The sequence below is a fragment of the Streptomyces sp. CB01201 genome (assembly GCF_002803085.1).
GTDB classification, from domain to species: domain Bacteria; phylum Actinomycetota; class Actinomycetes; order Streptomycetales; family Streptomycetaceae; genus Streptomyces; species Streptomyces hundungensis.
This window is the reverse complement of sequence record NZ_NNBJ01000009.1, coordinates 260,595-278,385: the sequence shown is the minus strand read 5'-3', so window position 1 is coordinate 278,385 and position 17,791 is coordinate 260,595. Positions and strand designations below refer to the sequence as shown.

Genomic DNA, 17,791 nt, shown 5'->3' with positions numbered 1-17,791 from the left:
CTCTCCGTTCGTGCCCTCTGGTCGGCACAACGTACGAGGCATCACCGGGACCGTCCTCGTCGCGGGCGTCAAAGCCGGGGGCCGTCGCTTGTTGCGACCGTCAACATCGCCCTGCCTCGCCCGTTCTCGGGGCACCCAGACCTCGACGTCGAGCGGCCTGGAGATGAGGAACGCGGCCGTCAGTAGCAGACCCCGACCGCTGCCTTGGCTCCGCACCCATTGATGTGCAGGGCGGTGATCGCGTCGTGCGCCGAGTCGAAGGTGAAGGTGAGCGGGCCGGCGGGCAGCAGCGGACCGTCATGGGTGGCGGTGATCACGCCCGTGGCGACGGTGCCCGAGACGGTGCCGAACCTGCCGCTCGCCTGAGCCCCGTCGGTGATCTGCCCGACACCGCCGGCATCGCCGCGAACCGGTGCTCGGAGCGGCGCCACAACCGGACCCGGCCGTCGGCCACGACAGCGAGCAGAGCATTGCTGACCGCCACGTGCAGCACGCCGGGCGCGGCGATCGTCCCGGGCAGGCGGACACCGGTGGTCAGGGCGTCGAAGGCCTCGACGGTGGGAGCGGTGCGGAACGCTGCGATCCGCAGCTGCTTGGCGACGTCCGGCTGGGACTGGTCCAGCAGGGCCGCCTGGGCGGCCAGTTGCCGCGACCGGGCCTCCGCGTGCTGCCGGGCGCTGTTGCCGTGCTCGTGGACGGCCACCCCCGTACCGGTACTGCCGACGGCGACCAGGGCCAGGGCGACCGCGAGGCGACCCATGCGGTACCGGCGTGCGTAACGGTCGGCCTGACGCACCGTCCGGGCGAACCTGACATCACCGGGCTCGGGCGCCTTGACGACGTCCAGCCGGTCCGCCTCGGGGACCACGAGCCGCAGACCACCGCGGCGAGCGGCCAGCAGTTTGGCCTCCAAGTCGCCGATCCTGACGAGGTGTTCACTTCCGTCGAGAGCACCGGTGACCGCCGTCCGGGGCCGCAGCCCGCGGAAGAGCCGGCGCAGCCCGCCGAAACCGGGCCGTCCGGGCCGCCGGTTGCGCATCAGCTCGCGCAGGCCCAACGCGAAGGCCAGGCCGAGCGACGGGCCTTCGAGCCGGGCCGGGGCCACCTGCCCGTCGGACAGGACGACGCGCCACAGTACGCAGCGCCGCTCCCCGGCGAACCGCCAGGCATGGCCCAGCGCGGCGGCGAACTCACCGTTCGGGCTGCGCACGCCGTCCATCGTCCGCGGGTCGGGATACAACCCGGGCGGTCCGGCGGGGAATTCCCTCAGCTCCAGGACGCCGGTCACCCCCTGCGGGCCCTGCGGGTCGGAGGCAGGTGCGTCCACCGTGGCGGTTCCGGACGATCGGGCGAAGACGACAGCAACCCGAACGGCCCGCTGCCCGCGCGGTTCGACCCCTGCCAGCATGAGCGCGGCGATCGTGAGTACGCCCTTGGCGGCCAGGCCCGCGCCTGCGGTCTGCTGGATCAGGTCCAGCATGGAACTCAACGAGTTGGCCAGCCGCGGGCTGAGCCCGGCCAGCCCACTACCCGAGGGACGGAACGGCCCCGGCGCTGCGTCGGCGCAGAGCAGACCGCTCCGCTCCCAGGCCGTGGTCAGCTCCCACACGCCCGGGTCGTGCTCGGAGACCCGGCCCGCGGGCGCTGCGAGCGCCCGGGCCAGCAGGAGCGGATGATCGACCGACCCGACGGACCCGGCGCCCGAGTCCGGTGCCGTCGCGTTCAGCCAGTCACGCAGCTCCGCGCAGCGCGAGCCCGACAGCCATCCGGGGTCGACCCGTGCCGCCTCGCCGCAACAGCTCCACCACAGTGGCGGATCCCCCAGCAGCACGTGCCGGATCACGGACTGCGGGCTGGTGGCACCTCTCAGCAGGCGCTCCAGCGCCGGTCGGGCCGCGCGTTGCCGGGCAGAGCCCGCCGGCCTGTGCCACGGTCGGTCCGGCTCCGGTCTGCCGCCGGGCGGCTCGGCGCGCGGGCCGCCCGCCCCACTGCTCACCGCAGCCCCCGGTCGACCACGGCTCGCAGGCCCTCATCCACGAGCACCTCCCGTACTTGCCGCCAGGCCTCGCGCGTCGCCTCGTTGAGTGCGGCCCCGACCGAGGCCGCGACCCGCGCCGCGGCCCAGGAGCTGTCCGAGGTGACCGGGACGGCTTGGGAGGCTGTCAGAGTCGACGCGCCGTCGAAGCCCAGCAGGCGCACGTACGAGGCGGGCGGCCCGAACCGTCCGCGTATTACCGGCACGAGCAGTGACTGCTCGGTGCCGTCCGGCCGGGTATACCTGACCACCGTCATCGAAGGACGGCCATCGCCAATGGTCTCCAGGACCAGCTCCAACCGGTAGTCGAGGCTGGTGCTGCCAGGCCCGCGCACCAAGAACCTAACGTGGCTATCCAGGACGGCTCCGACGCCGTGATCACACCAGCCACGCCAAGATCATCTCAGTCGCCCTATCATCCGATCCAACGAGATGAGCACCGTGAGGGGGCCGATAGAGATGACTGCAGCACGCATGGCAGCAGCCGTGCTGGCCACATGGGCCACACTGATCTTGCTCCTACTCGCGCCGTCGCCTCTGCCAGAGCATTGGCGCTGCTACATCTACTCTCCAGCGAGCGTGGGCCTGTGGCTGTTGGCCATGCTCGTTGCCCCTGTCGTGGTCTGCATCGTCAAATGGCCATGGATCAAGTCGGGCGGCAGGTGAACCCAGACTTGCATACGAGCTCGCGGACTACCCCTTAGCACCGGTTCTTCAATTACGGGACAGCCCTTAGCAGGAGTGGTTCGACCGGCCGTGGGCCAACTGCGATCAGGCCGTGAAGGTGGCCGACGAAGAAACCGCCGCCAGCTACGAGCGCCAGCGGAGCTCCACGGTCGGACATTTCAAGAACCTTAATCCGGGCCTGTCGAGGATAGCTCTCGAAACGGTGTAAACCACAGCTCGAACTGTGATCCTCTCTTGAGGATCACTCATTGAATGCGTTGAACGCGCACAAAACACGTCGTCTATAGGCCCGACACCGAAAGGCCCGCCGCTGAGGCTCCCATACGGGAACTCGTCGACTGCGACGTCTGTATCGTCCACGGCGGTTTGAGGACTCCGGACTGTCTACTTCCTCAAATAGGCCGAGACCGCGCTCGAAATCCGTATCGTTGAGACGAACCATTTCGGTTACGGCGCCTCGGTCCCCGCCGACGGATTCGTCACGCCGACCATCGGCAAGGACGGCCAGGCTCTGTATTCGGCGGGGTGGTGCGGGTGCATGCGGGTTGCGGCCAGGCAGTACCGGATGGTGGGACGGATGAAGCGGCCTCAGTTGGCGGAGGCGCGTCATGTTCGAGCGGTAGAACTGCGCGAGGAGAGCCTCTCGAATATGAAGGTCGCGCGGGCAGCGGGGGTGTGCGCGGAGAGTGTGTGGCGTTGGCGTCGGTGTGGGAGCAGGGCGGCATTGCGGCGGCGTGCGGCGATCGGGCGGCCGCCCAAGGTGGACGACACACAGGTCGAGGTGGCCGGGCCGCGCTGGAACAGGGTGCCCGGGCGCATGGTTTTGAGGTTGACTCGTGGCCCCTGGAGCGGGTCGGGGCCGTCGTGGAGCGGGAGGAGGGGGGGTGGTGTTGTCGCGGGCGTCGTGTGGCCGCTGCTGACCGGCCGGCTGGGATGGAGTGTTCAGCGGCCCGAGCGTCGGGTGGTGGAATGGGACGAGTCGGAGATCGCCTGATGGGTCTCCCACGAGTGATCGCGTTTCAAATGAGGGCGGTGCACACACGTTTCTGGATTTCGTTCCTCGATGAATCAGACGTCTCATTGTCGCCTCGGGTCCGTCGCATCTAAGTGGGTCCGGTCTGGGACGGCCTGTCGGCCCACTGGAGCCGGGTGATGCGGGCGTGGGTCGCCGAGCAGGACTGGCTCACACTTGAGCGATTACCCGCCTACGCACCCGAGCTGAACCCGGTGGAACTGCTGTGGTCCTCACTCAAGAAGCGTGAACTCGCCAACCTCGCCAGCGACCACCTCGCCGATGTCGCCGACGCCACCGAACAAGGCATCCACCGCATCAACAACAACCCACAACTCCCCTGGTCATTTCTCACCCACACCGGACTCACCATCCACCCATCACACCCATCGAATTGACGAAAAGATCGGCAGTATACGAACTGCACCGTCGACACCGCGGCCGGTACGGAAATGGAGGTCCAGAAGGCATCTGAATGCGGACGTACGATCCCGAGCGCCACAACGAATTCCTCGCCGGGCTGCGGCAGTTCTCGGCTTCCGCGTCACATTCGGTCTAAGGCGCGCAAGACCGGCTCGCATGCACTCGCTGCGATCAGCTTTCGGCCGCGGTGGCGCCTCCTGATCGGGAGCGCAGGGCGCGGCTGCCCGTCGCCATCACAGGGGCGCCTGAACTGTGGCGTCCATGCCCCAACTTGAGCCAGTAGGGACAAGGCCGCTGGAGCCCAAGGCCACCGTTCCGCTGATTTCCTCGATGGCATACGCTGCCGAACGGCGACGCGATCCGCGCGGTGAGCCGAGAGGTCAGTGGCACGGGAGTCGATGACGTACTCAAGGGGAAACGCCGGTACGCCGGGGGCTGCTGCCGACGGGATGGTGGAGCCCCGGGACGGCACATGGGACTCGGTGCTGTCGGCGGAGGAATTCGCCGCGGTCAAGGGTGTCGGGTTCGAGCCGGTAAGCCAGGTCCTCGGCACGGCCGTGTTCAACATCGGGTACTCCGGCGTCTGGGGCTGCCCGGGCACGTGGTCGGCCGCGGACGGCAAGAAAGCGCAGTCCTCGGCATGGGGGTCGTCGTTCGCCCCGTTGGTGAGGACGATGTACACGGCGCGCAGGCTGGCGCTGTCCCGCGCGGTGGACGAGTGCCGGGCGCTCGGCGGTGACGGGATCGTCGGAGTGAACCTGAAAGTCGGCGCGTTTCCGGCGGGGGGTCTTGAGTTCACCGCGCTGGGCACCGCGGTGCGGGCCCACTCGCGTGTCCGGCCGCGTCAGCCCTTCACGTCACACCTCAGCGGCCAGGACTTCGCCAAGCTCCTGCACAGCGGATGGGTGCCCACCGGTCTCGCCTTCGGTATCGCTCTCGCGACGCGGCACGACGACTGGCGTACCTCCAGCCGGGTCCCTTGGACAGCGGGGAATCAGGAGGTCGATGGCTACACCCTGCTGATCAATCATGTCCGCCACGATGCCCGGGAACAGCTGGCCCTGGATGCGTCGAAGCACGGCGGCGACGGGATCGTGGTGGATGACATGACGTTGCGGGTGTGGGAGCGCGACTGCCTCACGATCGGAAGCACGCGCGACCTCAGCGCGGAAGCGGTCTTCGTCGGCACCTCGATTGCCAAGTTCGACCACACCGAGCGGCACGGTGGACCAAGACCACTGACCATCATGAGATTGGAGCGCGAGAGCTGACATGACCGAGCGAACGGGACAGGAACCGACCGGGGCAGCCGCACAGACGGCCAGGGACGGCGTACCCGAGGACGCGATGCGGCGGCTCGCTCAGCTCCAACCGGGAGAGAGGGGCTCACTGTTCACCTCGGACCTGACGGTCAACGAGTTCCTGCTGGTGCGCGAGGTCGGCTTCCGCCCGCTCGGGCTGGTACTCGGCTCCTCCGTCTACCACGTCGGCATCCAGCTCGGCCGTTGGTCGAAGAATCAGGAGTTGACCAAGCTGTCACAAGCCATGTACCACGCGCGCGAGCTGGCGATGAGCCGGATGGAGGCGGAGGCGAGCGCCTTGGGGGCGGATGGCATTGTCGGGGTGAGACTGGACATCGAATTCAAGGAATTCGGCTCGGACATCGCCGAGTTCATCGCCGTCGGTACGGCGGTCAAGGCGGACGGTGCGGATCCGGGGCCGACCGGAACCTGGCTCAACAACAAGGGCAAGCCGTTCACTTCCGACTTGTCGGGCCAGGACTTCTGGACACTGATCCGGGCCGGATACGCACCGCTGGACATGGTGATGGGCTCGTGTGTCTACCACGTGGCGCACCAGCGCTTCGCCCAGGCGCTGAGCACCACGGGCCGCAACGTCGAGATCGAGCCGTTCACCCAGGCGCTCTACGACGCGCGCGAGTTGGCGATGAGTCGTATGCAGGCGGAGGGGCAGGCCCTGGAGGCCGAAGGGATCGTCGCGGTCCAGCTGAGGCAGCACTCGCACACCTGGGGAACCCACACCACAGAGTTCTTCGCAATCGGCACGGCAGTGCGTCCGCTGCGCGACGACCACGTGATCGCCCGTCCGACCATGGTGCTGAGCCTCGATGCCTGAGACGGATGTGGAACTGCTGGCCGCTGCGCTCCGCCAGGACAGCGCGGACCTGAACCTGTACGCCAACGTGCTTTCGACGAACCTGGCGGGTTCACTGCCGCCCGGCACTGTGCACGTCAAGCGCAGGCGATCCCTCGCGGAACGGTTGGCCGGGCGGGAGGGTTGGGTCGCCGAACTGGACGTCGCCCTCGGGGAACAGCGGCTCACGCTGCGGACGAGCCCGGGACGGGTGGCCTGTGAGATCTGCCATGAGGTGCGGGGAATCGTACTCTCCCGGCGCCAAGTGGGCCTGGACGAGTGGATCGATGCCCTGGCACAGTCGCTGGCGGACGCGGCGGTCACGAGCGCCCGGGCCCGCGAGGCGATCGAGCGCTTCCTGACCTGACGGGCACCCATGCACGTACCAGTGCCGACTCACGTTCGCAACAGCTCTCCCGGCCGGCCTCCGGCGCTCGGATGGCGGATCACAGATCTCGGACGTCGGACGTCGGACGTCGGACGTCGGACCTCGGATCTTGGACCTCGGATCTTGGACCTCGGATCTTGGATCGGCCATGAGGCATCCCAGGGAGGCGGCAGGGGTGATTTGCAGTACCTCAGGAACTCGGTCGGACCGGGGGTGCCTCCACAGCGTGCGGAGCAGGACGAGCCGCTGGTCACGAATCTCGTCGCGGCGTGCAATCAGCTGGCGAAGGCCTGCGACAGCTATGCGGGGCATGGCCAAGACGCCAAGCGGAAGGTCGAGCAGCATCATCTTGATCCCTTCACCTTCAGCTTCAACATGCCTTGGGACCAGGCGCTGTTCGGTAGCAACGGATGTACGGAAGTGACGGCGGGCTGAAGGGCACGGTCCTTGATGACCCCTGCATTCGTCAGCTCGGTGACGTTGCCCATGCCCTGGACGCCTGAGAGGGCCGCATCATCTTGCCGCCGGGCTTGAGGTAGCCATCCCTTCCGGGGCCGCCCTTCCTTCTGCCGCTGCCCTTGCCACTGCCCATGACGATCCCGATCCCGATGGTCCTGGCCTCCTGCCAGAGCAGCATGCCGGCATCCTGCCCACCGTTTATCGGGACCCGGACCCCTCGGTGCCGTGGCGGGTTCCCCTATCGCCAGCGTTCGCGTTGGAAGATGCCGATACCGAGGCGGGCGCCGTGGTTGATGGCTATGGTGCGGTAGCCGGAGTCGGCCCCATGCTTTGGTCGCGCGAGGGTGGGGGTGGCGATGCGGGACATCAGATGTATGCCGCCGACGTCGTCGGAGAACACTCCCCGCAGTGACCCGGACGGCCAGGAGCAGAACGGCGGTTGGCTCACTATCGCGGCCTTCGGCTTCTCGCACCAGGCGACATAGAAGGCCATTGCGGGGCGTCTCGGGCCTTGGGGGGATGGGCGGGCCACGCACGACGGGGCCCGGGAATATGTGGGAGCGGCGGGTCCGGGTCTGGCCGTGCCGGTGTTTGTGTCGGCTCGCCGAGGTACGGATCGGCGCCAACTCGGTTGCACTCAGAGCCGATCGGCAGGTTCGGCCGATGAGGCAGGTGCCCCGCTTTCGTATGAGCCCGACCGATCGGGCGCCCACCGGGGCGTGTGGCCGACGCCGGTGAAGTGGGCGAACGAACCCTTGACAGGTGCATGGGCCATTGCAAGGCTGTCAGCGGCCAACGGCCTTGTGATCTCCAGCAAGTCTTGCGTACGACCCCGCTCTCCGGCCGGGACATCCGGCCGGTCGTGGTTCCGTGTGTCCTTGATATGTCGGGAGGAAACGATGAAAGCTGTTGCGGTGCAGGACCCCCAGAGCACGGCGCCGGTCGGCGACGATGAGTTCGACCTGGTGATCGGCGATCTTGAGCAGGAGCTCGTGCAGAGCCCGGCGGCCGACGCCCCGCAGGCCAGCACCTGTATACGGGTCTACTGCATCCTCGACTGACCGTCACACGACAGCACGGGCGGTGCCCTCGGCAACGGCGGCCCCGCCCGTGCCTTTATGCCAGTGCCGGGCGCGGACGGGTGGGGATGCGGTGCCGGACGTCTTGTGGGAGCTGCCCGCCCCGGGCTCGGCGGGAGCGCCGGAGGTGGAGCGGAGCCAGGGCGGTCAACTCCCGTACGGCGCAAGGAAAGTGCTGGATTCCGTGGCCGCCGGAGGCGCCCAGGGGATGTTCCCGCCCGTCGTGACGGACGGGCCGGAGGGAACCGTTGTCGTCCTGCGGCACCTGAGTGGCGCGGCGGAGGCCGAGGCGCTCGCCGACGCGCTGGCCGATGCCCGCTTCGCGCCCCTCACCGCGGCCATGGAGCGGCTCGACACCTGGTGCCTGCGGGCCGCGCCCCGGTGGGCTGAGCTGATCGCACCCCGAGTGCTCGACGTGGCCCATGGAGACCTGTTCGGCCCCCTGAGCACGGAAATCTTCGAGGCGTGCGTGACCTGGAGCAAGCGGCGGGCCGCCGACTTCGCGGCCCTGCGCGTCGCTCAGTTCCAGCATTTCCTCGATCTCTTCCTGACCCGCCTCGATCGCGATCTGGCGGCGGGGCTGCCCGATGTGCCGGGGCTCGACGGCCCGGTGAGCGGGATCTGGGCTCACGGCGATGAGACGCACAACGGCGGCGGGCGGGTCCTGCGTGTGGAGTTCGCCGGAGGGGGTCGGCTCGCCTACAAGCCCCGGCCCGCCTCCGGCGAGGTGCTGTTCCTGGCCGAAGGCGCCGACGAGGCCGATGAGGCCGACGGGGCCCCCGCCGGTTCGGTGTTCGCACTGCTCAACAGCCTGCCGATGGCTTCCGGGCCGGTCCGGCTCCCGGTGCTGCGCTGCCGGATGGGCCAGGGCCCCGGCGGGGCGGACTACAGCTGGCACGAGTGGATCGATCCGCCCGGGACCATCGGCGTCCTGCGCGCCGACCAGGAACTCGCCCTGCGGGGAACGGTGTTGGAGCCGGCGGCGGCCCGGCGCTTCTGGCACCGGGCCGGTGCGCTCGCCGCAGCCGGCTTCGCGTTCGGGATCGCCGACCTCATCGGACCTAATCTGCCGGCCGGGACGCGGCCGGGGGACGACGAGCCGCTGCTGTACCCGGTGGACCTTGAGGTGTACTTCACCGACTCGGACCGGCTGTCCGCCACCGGCCTGGTGCAGGATCCGGCCGGCGGCCCGCATCATGTGGGCCTGGAGAGCGTGCCCCGCTGGTGCGATCTGGACGGGCCGCCGACCTGCTGGACCACGGGAAGCGACGGAACTCTGCGCCTGGCACGCAGAACTCGCCCACTGGCGCGCACCTGGACGCGGTCGGTGGTCGCGGACACCCAAGGGCGCGTCGGCTACGGGCCTTACCTGGACGCGATGCTGCGCGGCATGTTCGACGCCTGGACCCTGATGTGCCGCAATCGCGAGCGCATCGCCGCATTCGTCGCGGAGCGCGCACCGCACCATGTCGTACGCGTCCTCGCCCGGCCCACCCGGGAGTACGCCGACGCCCTCACCGCGGACCGCGACGATGCCGCCGCTGTCTTCACCCCGGATGAACGTGCCCAGTTGGCGCGAGGGGACGTGCCGTACTTCTTCCGCACGGCCGCCGGAGGGCCACTGCAATTGCTCCCGGAGCCGGGTGGACCCGCCGTGCAGGCCGAGCTGCCAGACTCCACCGGCTGGACACCGACAGCCGTCGTGCGCGAGGGGCGCAGGCTCGACCTGGCCCGGCTCGGCCTCGCGCTGCGCGGCGCCGTCGAGCACGTTTTCGCGGACCTGGCCGGGCCGGATGTCTGCCTGCACGGGGACGGCGTACGGATTACCCTGCACGGCTCGCACCACGGCGAGGTGTCCTTCGACTGGGTAGGGACCGGGCGACGGATCACCTACACCTGGGACGAGACCAAGCTCCGCCTGCGGATCGACGAGATGGGTGAGACGGATGGGCCGGATGCGGACACTGCGCGAACGCCCGACGGCATCCGGGAGCGGCTGCTGCGCCTCGGCCGGGTGGACGCGGCTCTGCGCACGCCGTGGGCCGCAGGGGGCTTCGCGGACGTCGAACTGGAAGAGAAATTAGGGCGGTTGACCGCCACCGCGGCCACCTGGCTCGATGGCGTGATCGCGGAACACGGCTGGCCGGGGCAGCGGCTCGTGGGTCCCGAAGCCTCGGCCGTAGCGAGCGGGCTGGTCCAGCACGTGGTGGCGCGGACCGATTTCCAGCGGCGCTGCCTGCGGCTCGTGGAGGCGGCTGCGGCGGACGGCGACGTTCCGTTGCGTGAGGTGGCGTATCTGACCGACGCACTGCGCTGGCAGGAGGGGCGGGAGCAGGTGTACGGGACGAAGTTCCGCAAGGTGGCGGGGGAACTGGTGCCCTGCCCCATCGAGGACGTGTCCCGAGTGGACGCCCGCCGGGCCGGTGTGGGCCTGGGGCCGCTTGAGGAGTATGCCGCGCGGCTGCGCGAGCGCTTCGCGAACACCGACGGGGTGTCGGTGTGAGGGAGACGGCAGGCCTGAGGGAGACGCACGGCCTGAGGGAGACGCACGGCCTGTCGGAGACGCACGCCGTGAGGGAGACGGAAGGACAGCGCCACGTGACCTGGGACGGATTCGCCGCACAGTACTGGGGGCAACGGCCGACCCGGCTGACCGCTCCCTCGCCTCTGGACGCCGCGCGGGCCCACGAGCTGATCGTCGAGTCGGCCGAGCCGTTCCGCGCGGGAACCGTCTACCGGGCGCTGCCGAAGGTCCGCCTGCACACTTCGCGCGGGTGGCTGGGCGCGCCCGGACGGCTGCTGCCCGACGCCGATGACAAGAGCGCGCAGCAGTATCTGGCGCGCGCCGGTGGGGAGTTGACCGTTCCCGGACTCCTGCTGAGCGTGCGCCAGCCGCTGCACCTCGACCACGGTGTGTGGACGGCCGTGCGGGACGAGCTGGCCGGACTGTGGCGCGCGGTCGGCTGGCCGTGCCTGCCCGTGGAGTCCGAACTGACCGAGGCGCAACAATTCACCTGGGACCGGGGCATGGGCGCCCCCTGTGAGCACGCGGTCCTGATCTGGGTCATCGAAGGGGCCATGGAGGTGGAACTGTGGCCCGAGGCGGGAGGTGGGCCCGTCGAACTGGCCGCGTCCGCAGGTGAGTTGCTGTACTGGCCGGAGGGGTACCGAAGCCGGGAGCGGCACGCGCAGCGCAGCGTGACCCTGCGCGTCCAGGTGCCCCGGGCGCGGCATCTGGCCACGGCGGCGGTCAGAACCCTGCTCGCGGACGCCGTGCACGACCGCCTTGGCCACGACGGATCGGTGCCCCTCCTGCCGTTCCCCGCGCCCACCCCGCCCGACGGCCCGACAGCAGTCGCGCCCGAACTCGCGCGCGTCGGCGAGGCCGCAGGAGCAGCCCTGGCGCAGGGAGGCCCGGCCCGCACGCTCCGGCTGCGCTGGGCCGCCCTGCGTTCGGCGGCCGGGCTCGACCCCGCGCCGCCACCACGCCCGAGTACCCCTCCGGCTGTCGGTCGACGCTTCAAAGTGGTGGCGGAGATCGTACGGATACCCGACGGTCCGGGCCGGTGGATCTGGGCCGCCGGCGGACACGCTTTTCCCGTGGGTGGCGCCGCGGGGGAGCGGATCGCCGAACAACTCATCCCGGACAGGGAGTTGACCGTCGCCGAACTCTGCCGCGCGGTCGGCGCGGACGAGCACAACACCGCCGTGCCCGCCCTCCTCGGCAAGCTGGTGGGGCTTCGGGCGGTCGAGATGCTGGACGACCGGGGGCAACAATGACGCGCACGGAGCTGCACCAGGGGCACGGGGTAAGCGTAGAAGAGCGCTTCGACTGGGCCGAGTTCATCGAGCGGTACTGGGACCGGCGGCCCGTGCTGTACAAGTGCGTCCGCCGGGCCCCCTTCCAGGAGGACGAGGTCTTTCAGGCCGCATTGCGGGCCACCCGTGCCCCCGACCCGCATCTCATCCCGTCCCACACCCAGTTCGCGGTCGGTCGATTCCAGCAGACAACCCCCGGACAGTGGCTGCCGCGCGCCGCGGACGGCACGTTCACGGGCTATGGGAAACGTCTGGCCGCTTCGGCCGAGGAGGTCCGTGAGGACGGGTACGCGCTGATCGTGCACGCCTTCCACAGCTTCCATGCCCCGCAGTGGGAACGGGAGCGGGCGTTCTTCGCCGGGCTGTGGGAACAGGTGGGCCTGCCGACTACGGGGGCGATCACCACCCTCTTCCACGGCACGTACGAGCACACACCGGTCGGCGTGCACAAGGACCGCTTCGCCACCTTCCTCTTCGCCCTGCAAGGCCGCAAACGGATGCGGTTCTGGACGCACCGCCCCTGGACACACGGGGCGACCACGGTCCTGGACTACGACCCCTACCTCACCGAGTCATTCACCGCCGAGGTGGAGCCCGGAGACCTCCTGTACTGGCCCGCCAGCCACTACCACGTCGGCGAGAGCGTGGGGAAGTCGATGGCGACCAGCGTCAACGTCGGGGTCCCCCGGGAAAACCACCGTGCCGTGTACGACCTCGACGACCTGCTCGTCGAGCATGACGCCCGCTCCCTGATGGATCCTGACGTCGGACTCGCACGGCTTTCCGCCACCGCCGCACCCCTGTCGGTCCCCGACCCCGCGACCGCCGCACTGCCGGCCGTCTTCGAGCAGGCCCTCGCGGAATTCGGGACGTACACCGAGCCCTCGCGCATGCGGGACCGGGCTGTGGTGCAGTCCCTGCGGACCTGGACGGCCGGGGGCCTGCGCCCCGCCCCGCCGCCCGACGAACTGCGCCCTCTGAGCGACGAGGTCGTCGTACGAGCCCCCGCCCCCGTGCTGTGGGGCGAGACCGAGGGCGCGCGGGTGTGCGCGGCCAACGGCCATGCGGTGACCACTGCCCTGGACGCGGAGTACGTGCGCCGCATGCTGCACCTCCTGGACGGTCCGGGCGTCGCGGTGCGGGACCTGCTCGCCGCCCTCCCGGACGACGGCGTCGCGACGTGCACCGACGAGACACTGCCCGCGAGCAGGCCGGGCGCCCGCCGCCTCCTGGAGGTGCTGGAGAGCTTCCGGGGGGTCCTCCGGCTTTGACCGCAGGACATCGTGGCGCCGTGGCCGGCGGCGCGGTCGGGGGCAGTGACCGCCGGAAGCGCTCCCGCTGCTTCCTCTCCGCACGCAACTCAGACCTCCCAGCGTGGAGGCGGCAGGCGACGCTGCGATTCGCGCAGGCCTTCCCTCATCGGTGCCGGCTTCCGCGCACTCACCATGGCACTCGTCAACGACAATCCCCTGTGGCCGGCGCTGAGGCTTTTCCTGGTGTCGGCCCTGATCGCGACCATGGTCGCCGCGGTGCGCCTGTGAACTGTCGTAAGGACGGCAGCGGTGGGCTGTGTGACAGGTAGAGCCGTCGCGTGCAGGCACCCGCAACCGTCGCTCATTTCGCCGCCCCAGCAGGCAGCTCCCTTTGTAGTGGGCATCCCGGCCCTACGCGCCCGGCTGTTTGCGAGCGCGTACAACCCGGCACGACATACGGGGACCTGAGTGGAGACGTTCTCCGAGCAGATTGGCACCACGCACCGTGTAGTCATCATCGGCATCAGTAATGCGGATCGGGCGGCGACCAACAGCATGCATCAAGGACACTGTTGAGAGCCACGGTTGGGGAGAAGATGTCATCTGGTACCCGCGAGGACTGGCACCCGAAGGAGTTACCGGCCGATTCCGAGGTGGCGCGCCAGTTGCGGGAATGGCTCACCGGGGAAGAGGGCTACTGCCTCTTCGGCATCGAGCAGGACTTCCGGGGCGCGGATCTGTCCGGCGGCGACTTCACCAGCTCGTGGTTCACCCGGGCCAACCTGACGGATGTGCGGCTGGTGGAGGCTGTCCTCTACCGCGCCGATCTCCAGTCGGCCGACCTCACCAGCGTGGACCTCACCGGCGCCGACCTGGTGAGGGCCAACCTCAATGAGGCCGTGCTCCGTTCCGCGCGCCTCGACGGAGCCGACATGGTCAAGGCATCCCTGCACGGGGTCGACGCGTCCGGAGCGAGCTTCAGGGGAACGCGGATCATGGGCGCCTCGCTCTTCCACGTCGATCTGAGCGGCGCAGACCTCACCGACGTGACCCTGGTGCACAACAGCTCCAGGGTCACGGTGGACGACGCCACCGTGGTGCGAGGCCTGTCCGGCACGGTGTTCGGCCCGATCACCGTACGCAATGGAGAAGACGTCCAGGAGTTGGCCGGCCGGGAACTCCAGACGCGGATCAATGAGCGGGGCGGAGGGATCGAAGTCATCGCTCCGCCGGACCGCGCTGGGCCGGCGCCGGGGCCGTGCTGCCCGGCTGTGCTTCGAGATGGTGCTTGACCTGATGGAGGCGGAGCGCCGATCCACCGAGGAGTAGTCCGAGTTCCGCTTACGGGTCGGCGCGTTGGCCACGGACTTCGTCGGCAGAGCACGGGCCGACCGGGTACTCCCTGGCGCGTGGCCGATCCGCTCGTCCAGGTCTTGATCCGTGAGGGGATCTTCCGCACAGGGGGGCCATCCCCGCGTGTGTGAGGAGAGGCTCCGTGCCTGTGGCTCCGCAGAGCGGCGGCCACGAGTATCGGTGAGGGGATCAGTAATAGCGGGTTCAGAAAGACCGGAAGATGCGGTTGGGATCGTCGGAGGCCGCGTCTGCGAACTCCGCGAAGTCCATGTTGCCGATCGACAGATTTGCGTGCACGTCGTGGACGCCGGCGGGGGCGGTCCGGAACTCCCGTGGCAGCGATGGGGAGTCGATGAGCTCCTGGTAGTACATAGGGTCGAGGTCTTCCTCTTCGTCCTCGGTGATATCGAGGACGAGCAGTGCGCGATGGGCAGACTGCATTGTGACGCGGTCGGCGAGAAACACCACCATTAGGTTTTCGTCCCGCCTCGCCTCGGCGAGGACCTCATCCGGCGTGCGATCGGCCCAGACAGGATCGTCGACGAAATGAACAGCGGGCTCAAACTCGCCGTCGTCCCCCCACGGCTGAGTCAGTTCCGCGATCACCGCCTGCCACGCAGCCTCGTCGCCATAGTCGGTCCGGACGATCAGCGCATCGAACTCGTCCCGCCCCGCAATCTCCGGCAGTGCCTTCACTCGAACCCTCCCACAATGCTGCCCGGCAACGCCTGACTGTCTCACGAGCCACCGACAACGCCTCCTGCTAAGCCTTCGCCGGCCCATCCCTACAAACGCGGCGCGCAGCCGACGGTTGACGCCAACGGAAGGGTCAAGGCGCCCATCCCCGCGTGCGCAGGGGAGCGGGAACGGCACCGGCTTGGTACCGGGGCCGAGATGGGTCCATCGCCGTGCGGGCAGGCAAAGCTGAGCGGCCTCTCGCAGTGCAGCGGACATGCGGGCGGCCTTCACCCGATCCTGTGCCCGTTAGGCGGCCTGGCTGACGCACCCGGACGCGCTTCCGATTATCGAGGCACCGTGATCCGGCTCAATGCTGATCGTCTGCCCCATAGTGCATAGTGCGGAACCCGAGCCGGTCTGGCTGTGGTGGTCGGGCACCGGCGCGAGCGAGACGGATACGACTTGCTCCGGCCTGCGTTCTTGAGGAGATTCGATCTGGAGCGCACCTCCAGACTGATCGAGCAGATACTCGGCTGGACCCGCCCGAATCTCCGCGATCCCGGGGCCGCAGAACGATGAATCTGACTGATCGTCGCCGCGGCCGCCCAACTCGGCCTTGTCAGGCACATGGTTACCCGACCTCCGCCACCTCTGGGAACGGCGGGCTCTACCAACAAGCTCCATCCCGCCGGGGCGAGACGGGGGCAGGAACCCGCATGAAGTGCCCCTGCCAGCTCGTGCACCCAAGCCCACCACGGTCGGCCCCATCCGCCGGCCCGGCGTGAAAAACCAACAGAAACAGAGAAGGGCCCCGTCCAGGACATTGGGCTAGTCCTCAAAACCGGCGAACCGCACTCGCGCCCCAGCCATTACAAGAGGGGCACCAAGCCCGGACGCATCACCCCGTAGGGACAAGCTCAATCATCCCGGATCAGGAGGGGAGCAGTGAGGCATGGATGCGGGTAATGGCCCGCAGCACCTCGTCGCGATTCTTGGCCTGCTTCATCCACGCGGGCAGGCGCGCCACCACCGTCATCTTTCGGCCGTGGTCGTGCCAGGGAATGCCTTCACGCAGCGGCGCCTGCACGAATCGCCCGATCAGGTCCAGGTGTTCCAGGTTGTAGGCCCACACCCACCCGTGCCGGGTCTCGGTCTGTAGCCACAGACGGACGCCGAAGTACGGGTCTGTAGCCGGCGCGTTCCGGTCCCGGTGCAGGGTCACACCTCCACGGCTCCGTTCCTTCGCCGCTCCGCAGTTCCGGCAGACGAGACGCCGTGCTGCAAAGAGGTCTGGATGGTGCACCCCAGCCGGGGCCGGTCCTGGCGCGACGTGAGCGATCTTCTCGCAGCCGGGACAGCACACGAGGACCGACGCAAGGAAGTCGTACTTCGTGCTGCCTGGGTCCCGGAACCGGCGGTGTCTGGAGATCGAACTCATCAGATCACTATGCGGGCAGAGCGCCTACGGCCCCTACGGGATAAATCTCAAGCTAAAGGGTTCTCAGGCGAGCCTGACCGTTTGTCGACAGGCATGGCTGGTGCGCCATCGCCGACAGACAGACCTCCTGATGAGGTCCGTACCGGCCCATTGGGGAGGTAGGCGTGGGAATTACCGGACAGGGCTGAGGGCAGTGGAAGGGCTAGGTAACCGGCAGCGGTTTTCTTCGCTGGTGCACGGCCACGCATGACGAGGACCCCGGCGGACGAGGCGATCGTGCACGTTCCGGACGAAGCCGTCTTCCAGCTGCCGCCGGTTCCCGGCGTGACTCGGTACACCCTGGCCCTGGGCCGCAGCCTCCTGGATGTTGTCGCTGAGTTTCGAGAACACCTCGGTACTGCTTCGGGACCATGGTTGTGCTCTGCACGACGAGGGGGCCCGGGTGCTGCCCAAGTTCAAGGTCGATCTGATGTCGGCTGGGCCCTAGGATTGCTCGCGTTGTGGCAACTTGACCGGCGGAGAGGTGTTTGATGAGTCAGTACTTCTCGCTGGGGGACGTGACCCTGTGGAATCCGTCGAACGGTGTGTCGGCGGTCTTCCTAGGGCAGACGGCGGTCTTTGCAGAGGTGCTCGGGTTGTCGTCGGGAATCGGCCCGATGGAAGAGGATGAGGCCGAAGTAGCTCCGGATTCTCTGGCAACGTTTGTCCGCGCCCTGCTCGCTTGGCGGGCCGGTTCAAATCATGCCGTTCTGGAGGCGCTGTCTGACGGATTCATCGCGACGATGGTGGTGCTGGCCGAACGGGCGGGTGTCGAGGTGTGCTGGCCAGGCCAGCCAGATCCTGCCCAGGCTGGCCTGCACGATGTCCAGGTGGCTCCGGCGAGGGCTGGTTCCGGTGTCGATTGGGCGGTACGGGTTCGAGAGCAGGCTCGGCAGCTGGATCTCGCGATGGTGCGCTGAGAAGGCGCGTCGGCATAGCCACAGGCCGTCGAGAAACGCGAGGATCGTGTCACC

17 protein-coding genes and 1 pseudogene are annotated in these 17,791 nt (G+C 68.8%); 11 read left to right on the top strand and 7 right to left on the bottom strand.

Annotated elements, in window-relative coordinates; genetic code table 11:
- Positions 1-179: 179 nt before the first annotated feature.
- The 3 genes from CG740_RS39775 to CG740_RS20350 form a co-directional block, all read right to left on the bottom strand.
- Complete coding sequence (locus CG740_RS39775) at positions 180-317, bottom strand: hypothetical protein (RefSeq protein ID WP_159030366.1); 138 nt, start codon at positions 315-317, stop codon at positions 180-182.
- The gene (locus tag CG740_RS20355) at positions 314-1,843 is read right to left on the bottom strand and encodes a hypothetical protein (RefSeq protein WP_100576604.1); all 1,530 of its coding nucleotides are present in this window, start codon (positions 1,841-1,843) and stop codon (positions 314-316) included. Before CG740_RS20355 ends, CG740_RS39775 begins: the two co-directional genes overlap by 4 nt.
- Positions 1,844-1,992: 149 nt before the next feature.
- The gene (locus tag CG740_RS20350) at positions 1,993-2,373 is read right to left on the bottom strand and encodes a hypothetical protein (RefSeq protein WP_159030365.1); all 381 of its coding nucleotides are present in this window, start codon (positions 2,371-2,373) and stop codon (positions 1,993-1,995) included.
- Between the two features lie 1,501 nt (positions 2,374-3,874).
- Between CG740_RS20350 and CG740_RS20335 the strand changes: the two genes are divergently transcribed.
- The 5 genes from CG740_RS20335 (at position 3,875) to CG740_RS20315 (ending at position 7,134) form a co-directional block, all read left to right on the top strand.
- Positions 3,875-4,132 (top strand): transposase, encoded by a 258-nt coding sequence (locus CG740_RS20335; protein ID WP_234376388.1) that lies wholly within the window; start codon positions 3,875-3,877, stop codon positions 4,130-4,132.
- A 507-nt stretch (positions 4,133-4,639) separates the two neighbouring features.
- Positions 4,640-5,428, top strand: a complete 789-nt coding sequence (locus CG740_RS20330; protein ID WP_159030364.1) for a heavy metal-binding domain-containing protein — start codon at positions 4,640-4,642, stop codon at positions 5,426-5,428.
- 1 nt (position 5,429) lies between these two features.
- A complete protein-coding gene (locus CG740_RS20325) occupies positions 5,430-6,293 on the top strand; it encodes a heavy metal-binding domain-containing protein (protein ID WP_199846520.1) in 864 nt (287 codons plus the stop codon).
- On the top strand, positions 6,286-6,678 hold the full coding sequence (locus tag CG740_RS20320; RefSeq protein ID WP_100576601.1) for a hypothetical protein: 393 nt from the start codon (positions 6,286-6,288) through the stop codon (positions 6,676-6,678). Before CG740_RS20325 ends, CG740_RS20320 begins: the two co-directional genes overlap by 8 nt.
- Before the next feature lie 201 nt (positions 6,679-6,879).
- A complete protein-coding gene (locus CG740_RS20315; protein WP_159030363.1) occupies positions 6,880-7,134 on the top strand; it encodes a hypothetical protein in 255 nt (84 codons plus the stop codon).
- Positions 7,135-7,165: 31 nt separating this feature from the next.
- On the opposite strand, the gene CG740_RS39770 is transcribed toward CG740_RS20315, so the two are convergent.
- Positions 7,166-7,336, bottom strand: coding sequence for a hypothetical protein (locus CG740_RS39770; protein WP_159030362.1), 171 nt, complete (start codon positions 7,334-7,336; stop codon positions 7,166-7,168).
- Positions 7,337-7,420: 84 nt separating this feature from the next.
- Positions 7,421-7,652: pseudogene (locus tag CG740_RS20310) on the bottom strand (IS5 family transposase); the annotation flags it as partial.
- 405 nt (positions 7,653-8,057) lie between these two features.
- On the opposite strand from CG740_RS20310, the gene CG740_RS39765 reads away from it, so the two are divergent.
- From CG740_RS39765 to CG740_RS20290, 5 genes are all read left to right on the top strand, one after another.
- On the top strand, positions 8,058-8,219 hold the full coding sequence (locus tag CG740_RS39765) for a hypothetical protein (protein WP_159030361.1): 162 nt from the start codon (positions 8,058-8,060) through the stop codon (positions 8,217-8,219).
- A 91-nt stretch (positions 8,220-8,310) separates the two neighbouring features.
- Positions 8,311-10,740 (top strand): DUF4135 domain-containing protein, encoded by a 2,430-nt coding sequence (locus tag CG740_RS20305; protein WP_159030360.1) that lies wholly within the window; start codon positions 8,311-8,313, stop codon positions 10,738-10,740.
- Positions 10,741-10,835: 95 nt separating this feature from the next.
- On the top strand, positions 10,836-12,017 hold the full coding sequence (locus CG740_RS20300; protein ID WP_100576597.1) for a hypothetical protein: 1,182 nt from the start codon (positions 10,836-10,838) through the stop codon (positions 12,015-12,017).
- Positions 12,014-13,327 (top strand): JmjC domain-containing protein, encoded by a 1,314-nt coding sequence (locus CG740_RS20295; RefSeq protein ID WP_100576596.1) that lies wholly within the window; start codon positions 12,014-12,016, stop codon positions 13,325-13,327. The genes CG740_RS20300 and CG740_RS20295 overlap by 4 nt, the downstream gene beginning before the upstream one ends.
- Positions 13,328-13,905: 578 nt before the next feature.
- Positions 13,906-14,601: a pentapeptide repeat-containing protein gene (locus tag CG740_RS20290; protein ID WP_100576595.1), complete on the top strand. Its 696-nt coding sequence runs from the start codon at positions 13,906-13,908 to the stop codon at positions 14,599-14,601.
- Between the two features lie 265 nt (positions 14,602-14,866).
- Here CG740_RS20290 and CG740_RS20285 read toward each other — a convergent pair whose 3' ends face one another.
- Both CG740_RS20285 and CG740_RS20280 read right to left on the bottom strand, forming a co-directional pair.
- Complete coding sequence (locus CG740_RS20285; protein ID WP_100576594.1) at positions 14,867-15,358, bottom strand: DUF6924 domain-containing protein; 492 nt, start codon at positions 15,356-15,358, stop codon at positions 14,867-14,869.
- A 913-nt stretch (positions 15,359-16,271) separates the two neighbouring features.
- The gene (locus CG740_RS20280) at positions 16,272-16,778 is read right to left on the bottom strand and encodes a hypothetical protein (protein WP_100576593.1); all 507 of its coding nucleotides are present in this window, start codon (positions 16,776-16,778) and stop codon (positions 16,272-16,274) included.
- A gap of 530 nt (positions 16,779-17,308) precedes the next feature.
- Here CG740_RS20280 and CG740_RS20275 point away from each other — a divergent pair.
- Positions 17,309-17,737, top strand: coding sequence for a DUF6086 family protein (locus tag CG740_RS20275; RefSeq protein ID WP_100576592.1), 429 nt, complete (start codon positions 17,309-17,311; stop codon positions 17,735-17,737).
- Positions 17,738-17,791 lie beyond the last annotated feature (54 nt).

What these genes read in the sequence shown, in the direction of transcription:
- CG740_RS20335 (WP_234376388.1), top strand. Translation starts at nt 3,875, where the DNA reads ATGCGGGCGTGGGTCGCCGAGCAGGACTGGCTCACACTTGAGCGATTA.
- CG740_RS20325 (WP_199846520.1), top strand. Translation starts at nt 5,430, where the DNA reads ATGACCGAGCGAACGGGACAGGAACCGACCGGGGCAGCCGCACAGACG.
- CG740_RS20320 (WP_100576601.1), top strand. Translation starts at nt 6,286, where the DNA reads ATGCCTGAGACGGATGTGGAACTGCTGGCCGCTGCGCTCCGCCAGGAC.
- CG740_RS39770 (WP_159030362.1), bottom strand. Translation starts at nt 7,336, where the DNA reads ATGCTGCTCTGGCAGGAGGCCAGGACCATCGGGATCGGGATCGTCATG.
- CG740_RS39765 (WP_159030361.1), top strand. Translation starts at nt 8,058, where the DNA reads ATGAAAGCTGTTGCGGTGCAGGACCCCCAGAGCACGGCGCCGGTCGGC.
- CG740_RS20295 (WP_100576596.1), top strand. Translation starts at nt 12,014, where the DNA reads ATGACGCGCACGGAGCTGCACCAGGGGCACGGGGTAAGCGTAGAAGAG.
- CG740_RS20290 (WP_100576595.1), top strand. Translation starts at nt 13,906, where the DNA reads ATGTCATCTGGTACCCGCGAGGACTGGCACCCGAAGGAGTTACCGGCC.
- CG740_RS20280 (WP_100576593.1), bottom strand. Translation starts at nt 16,778, where the DNA reads ATGAGTTCGATCTCCAGACACCGCCGGTTCCGGGACCCAGGCAGCACG.
- CG740_RS20275 (WP_100576592.1), top strand. Translation starts at nt 17,309, where the DNA reads ATGAGTCAGTACTTCTCGCTGGGGGACGTGACCCTGTGGAATCCGTCG.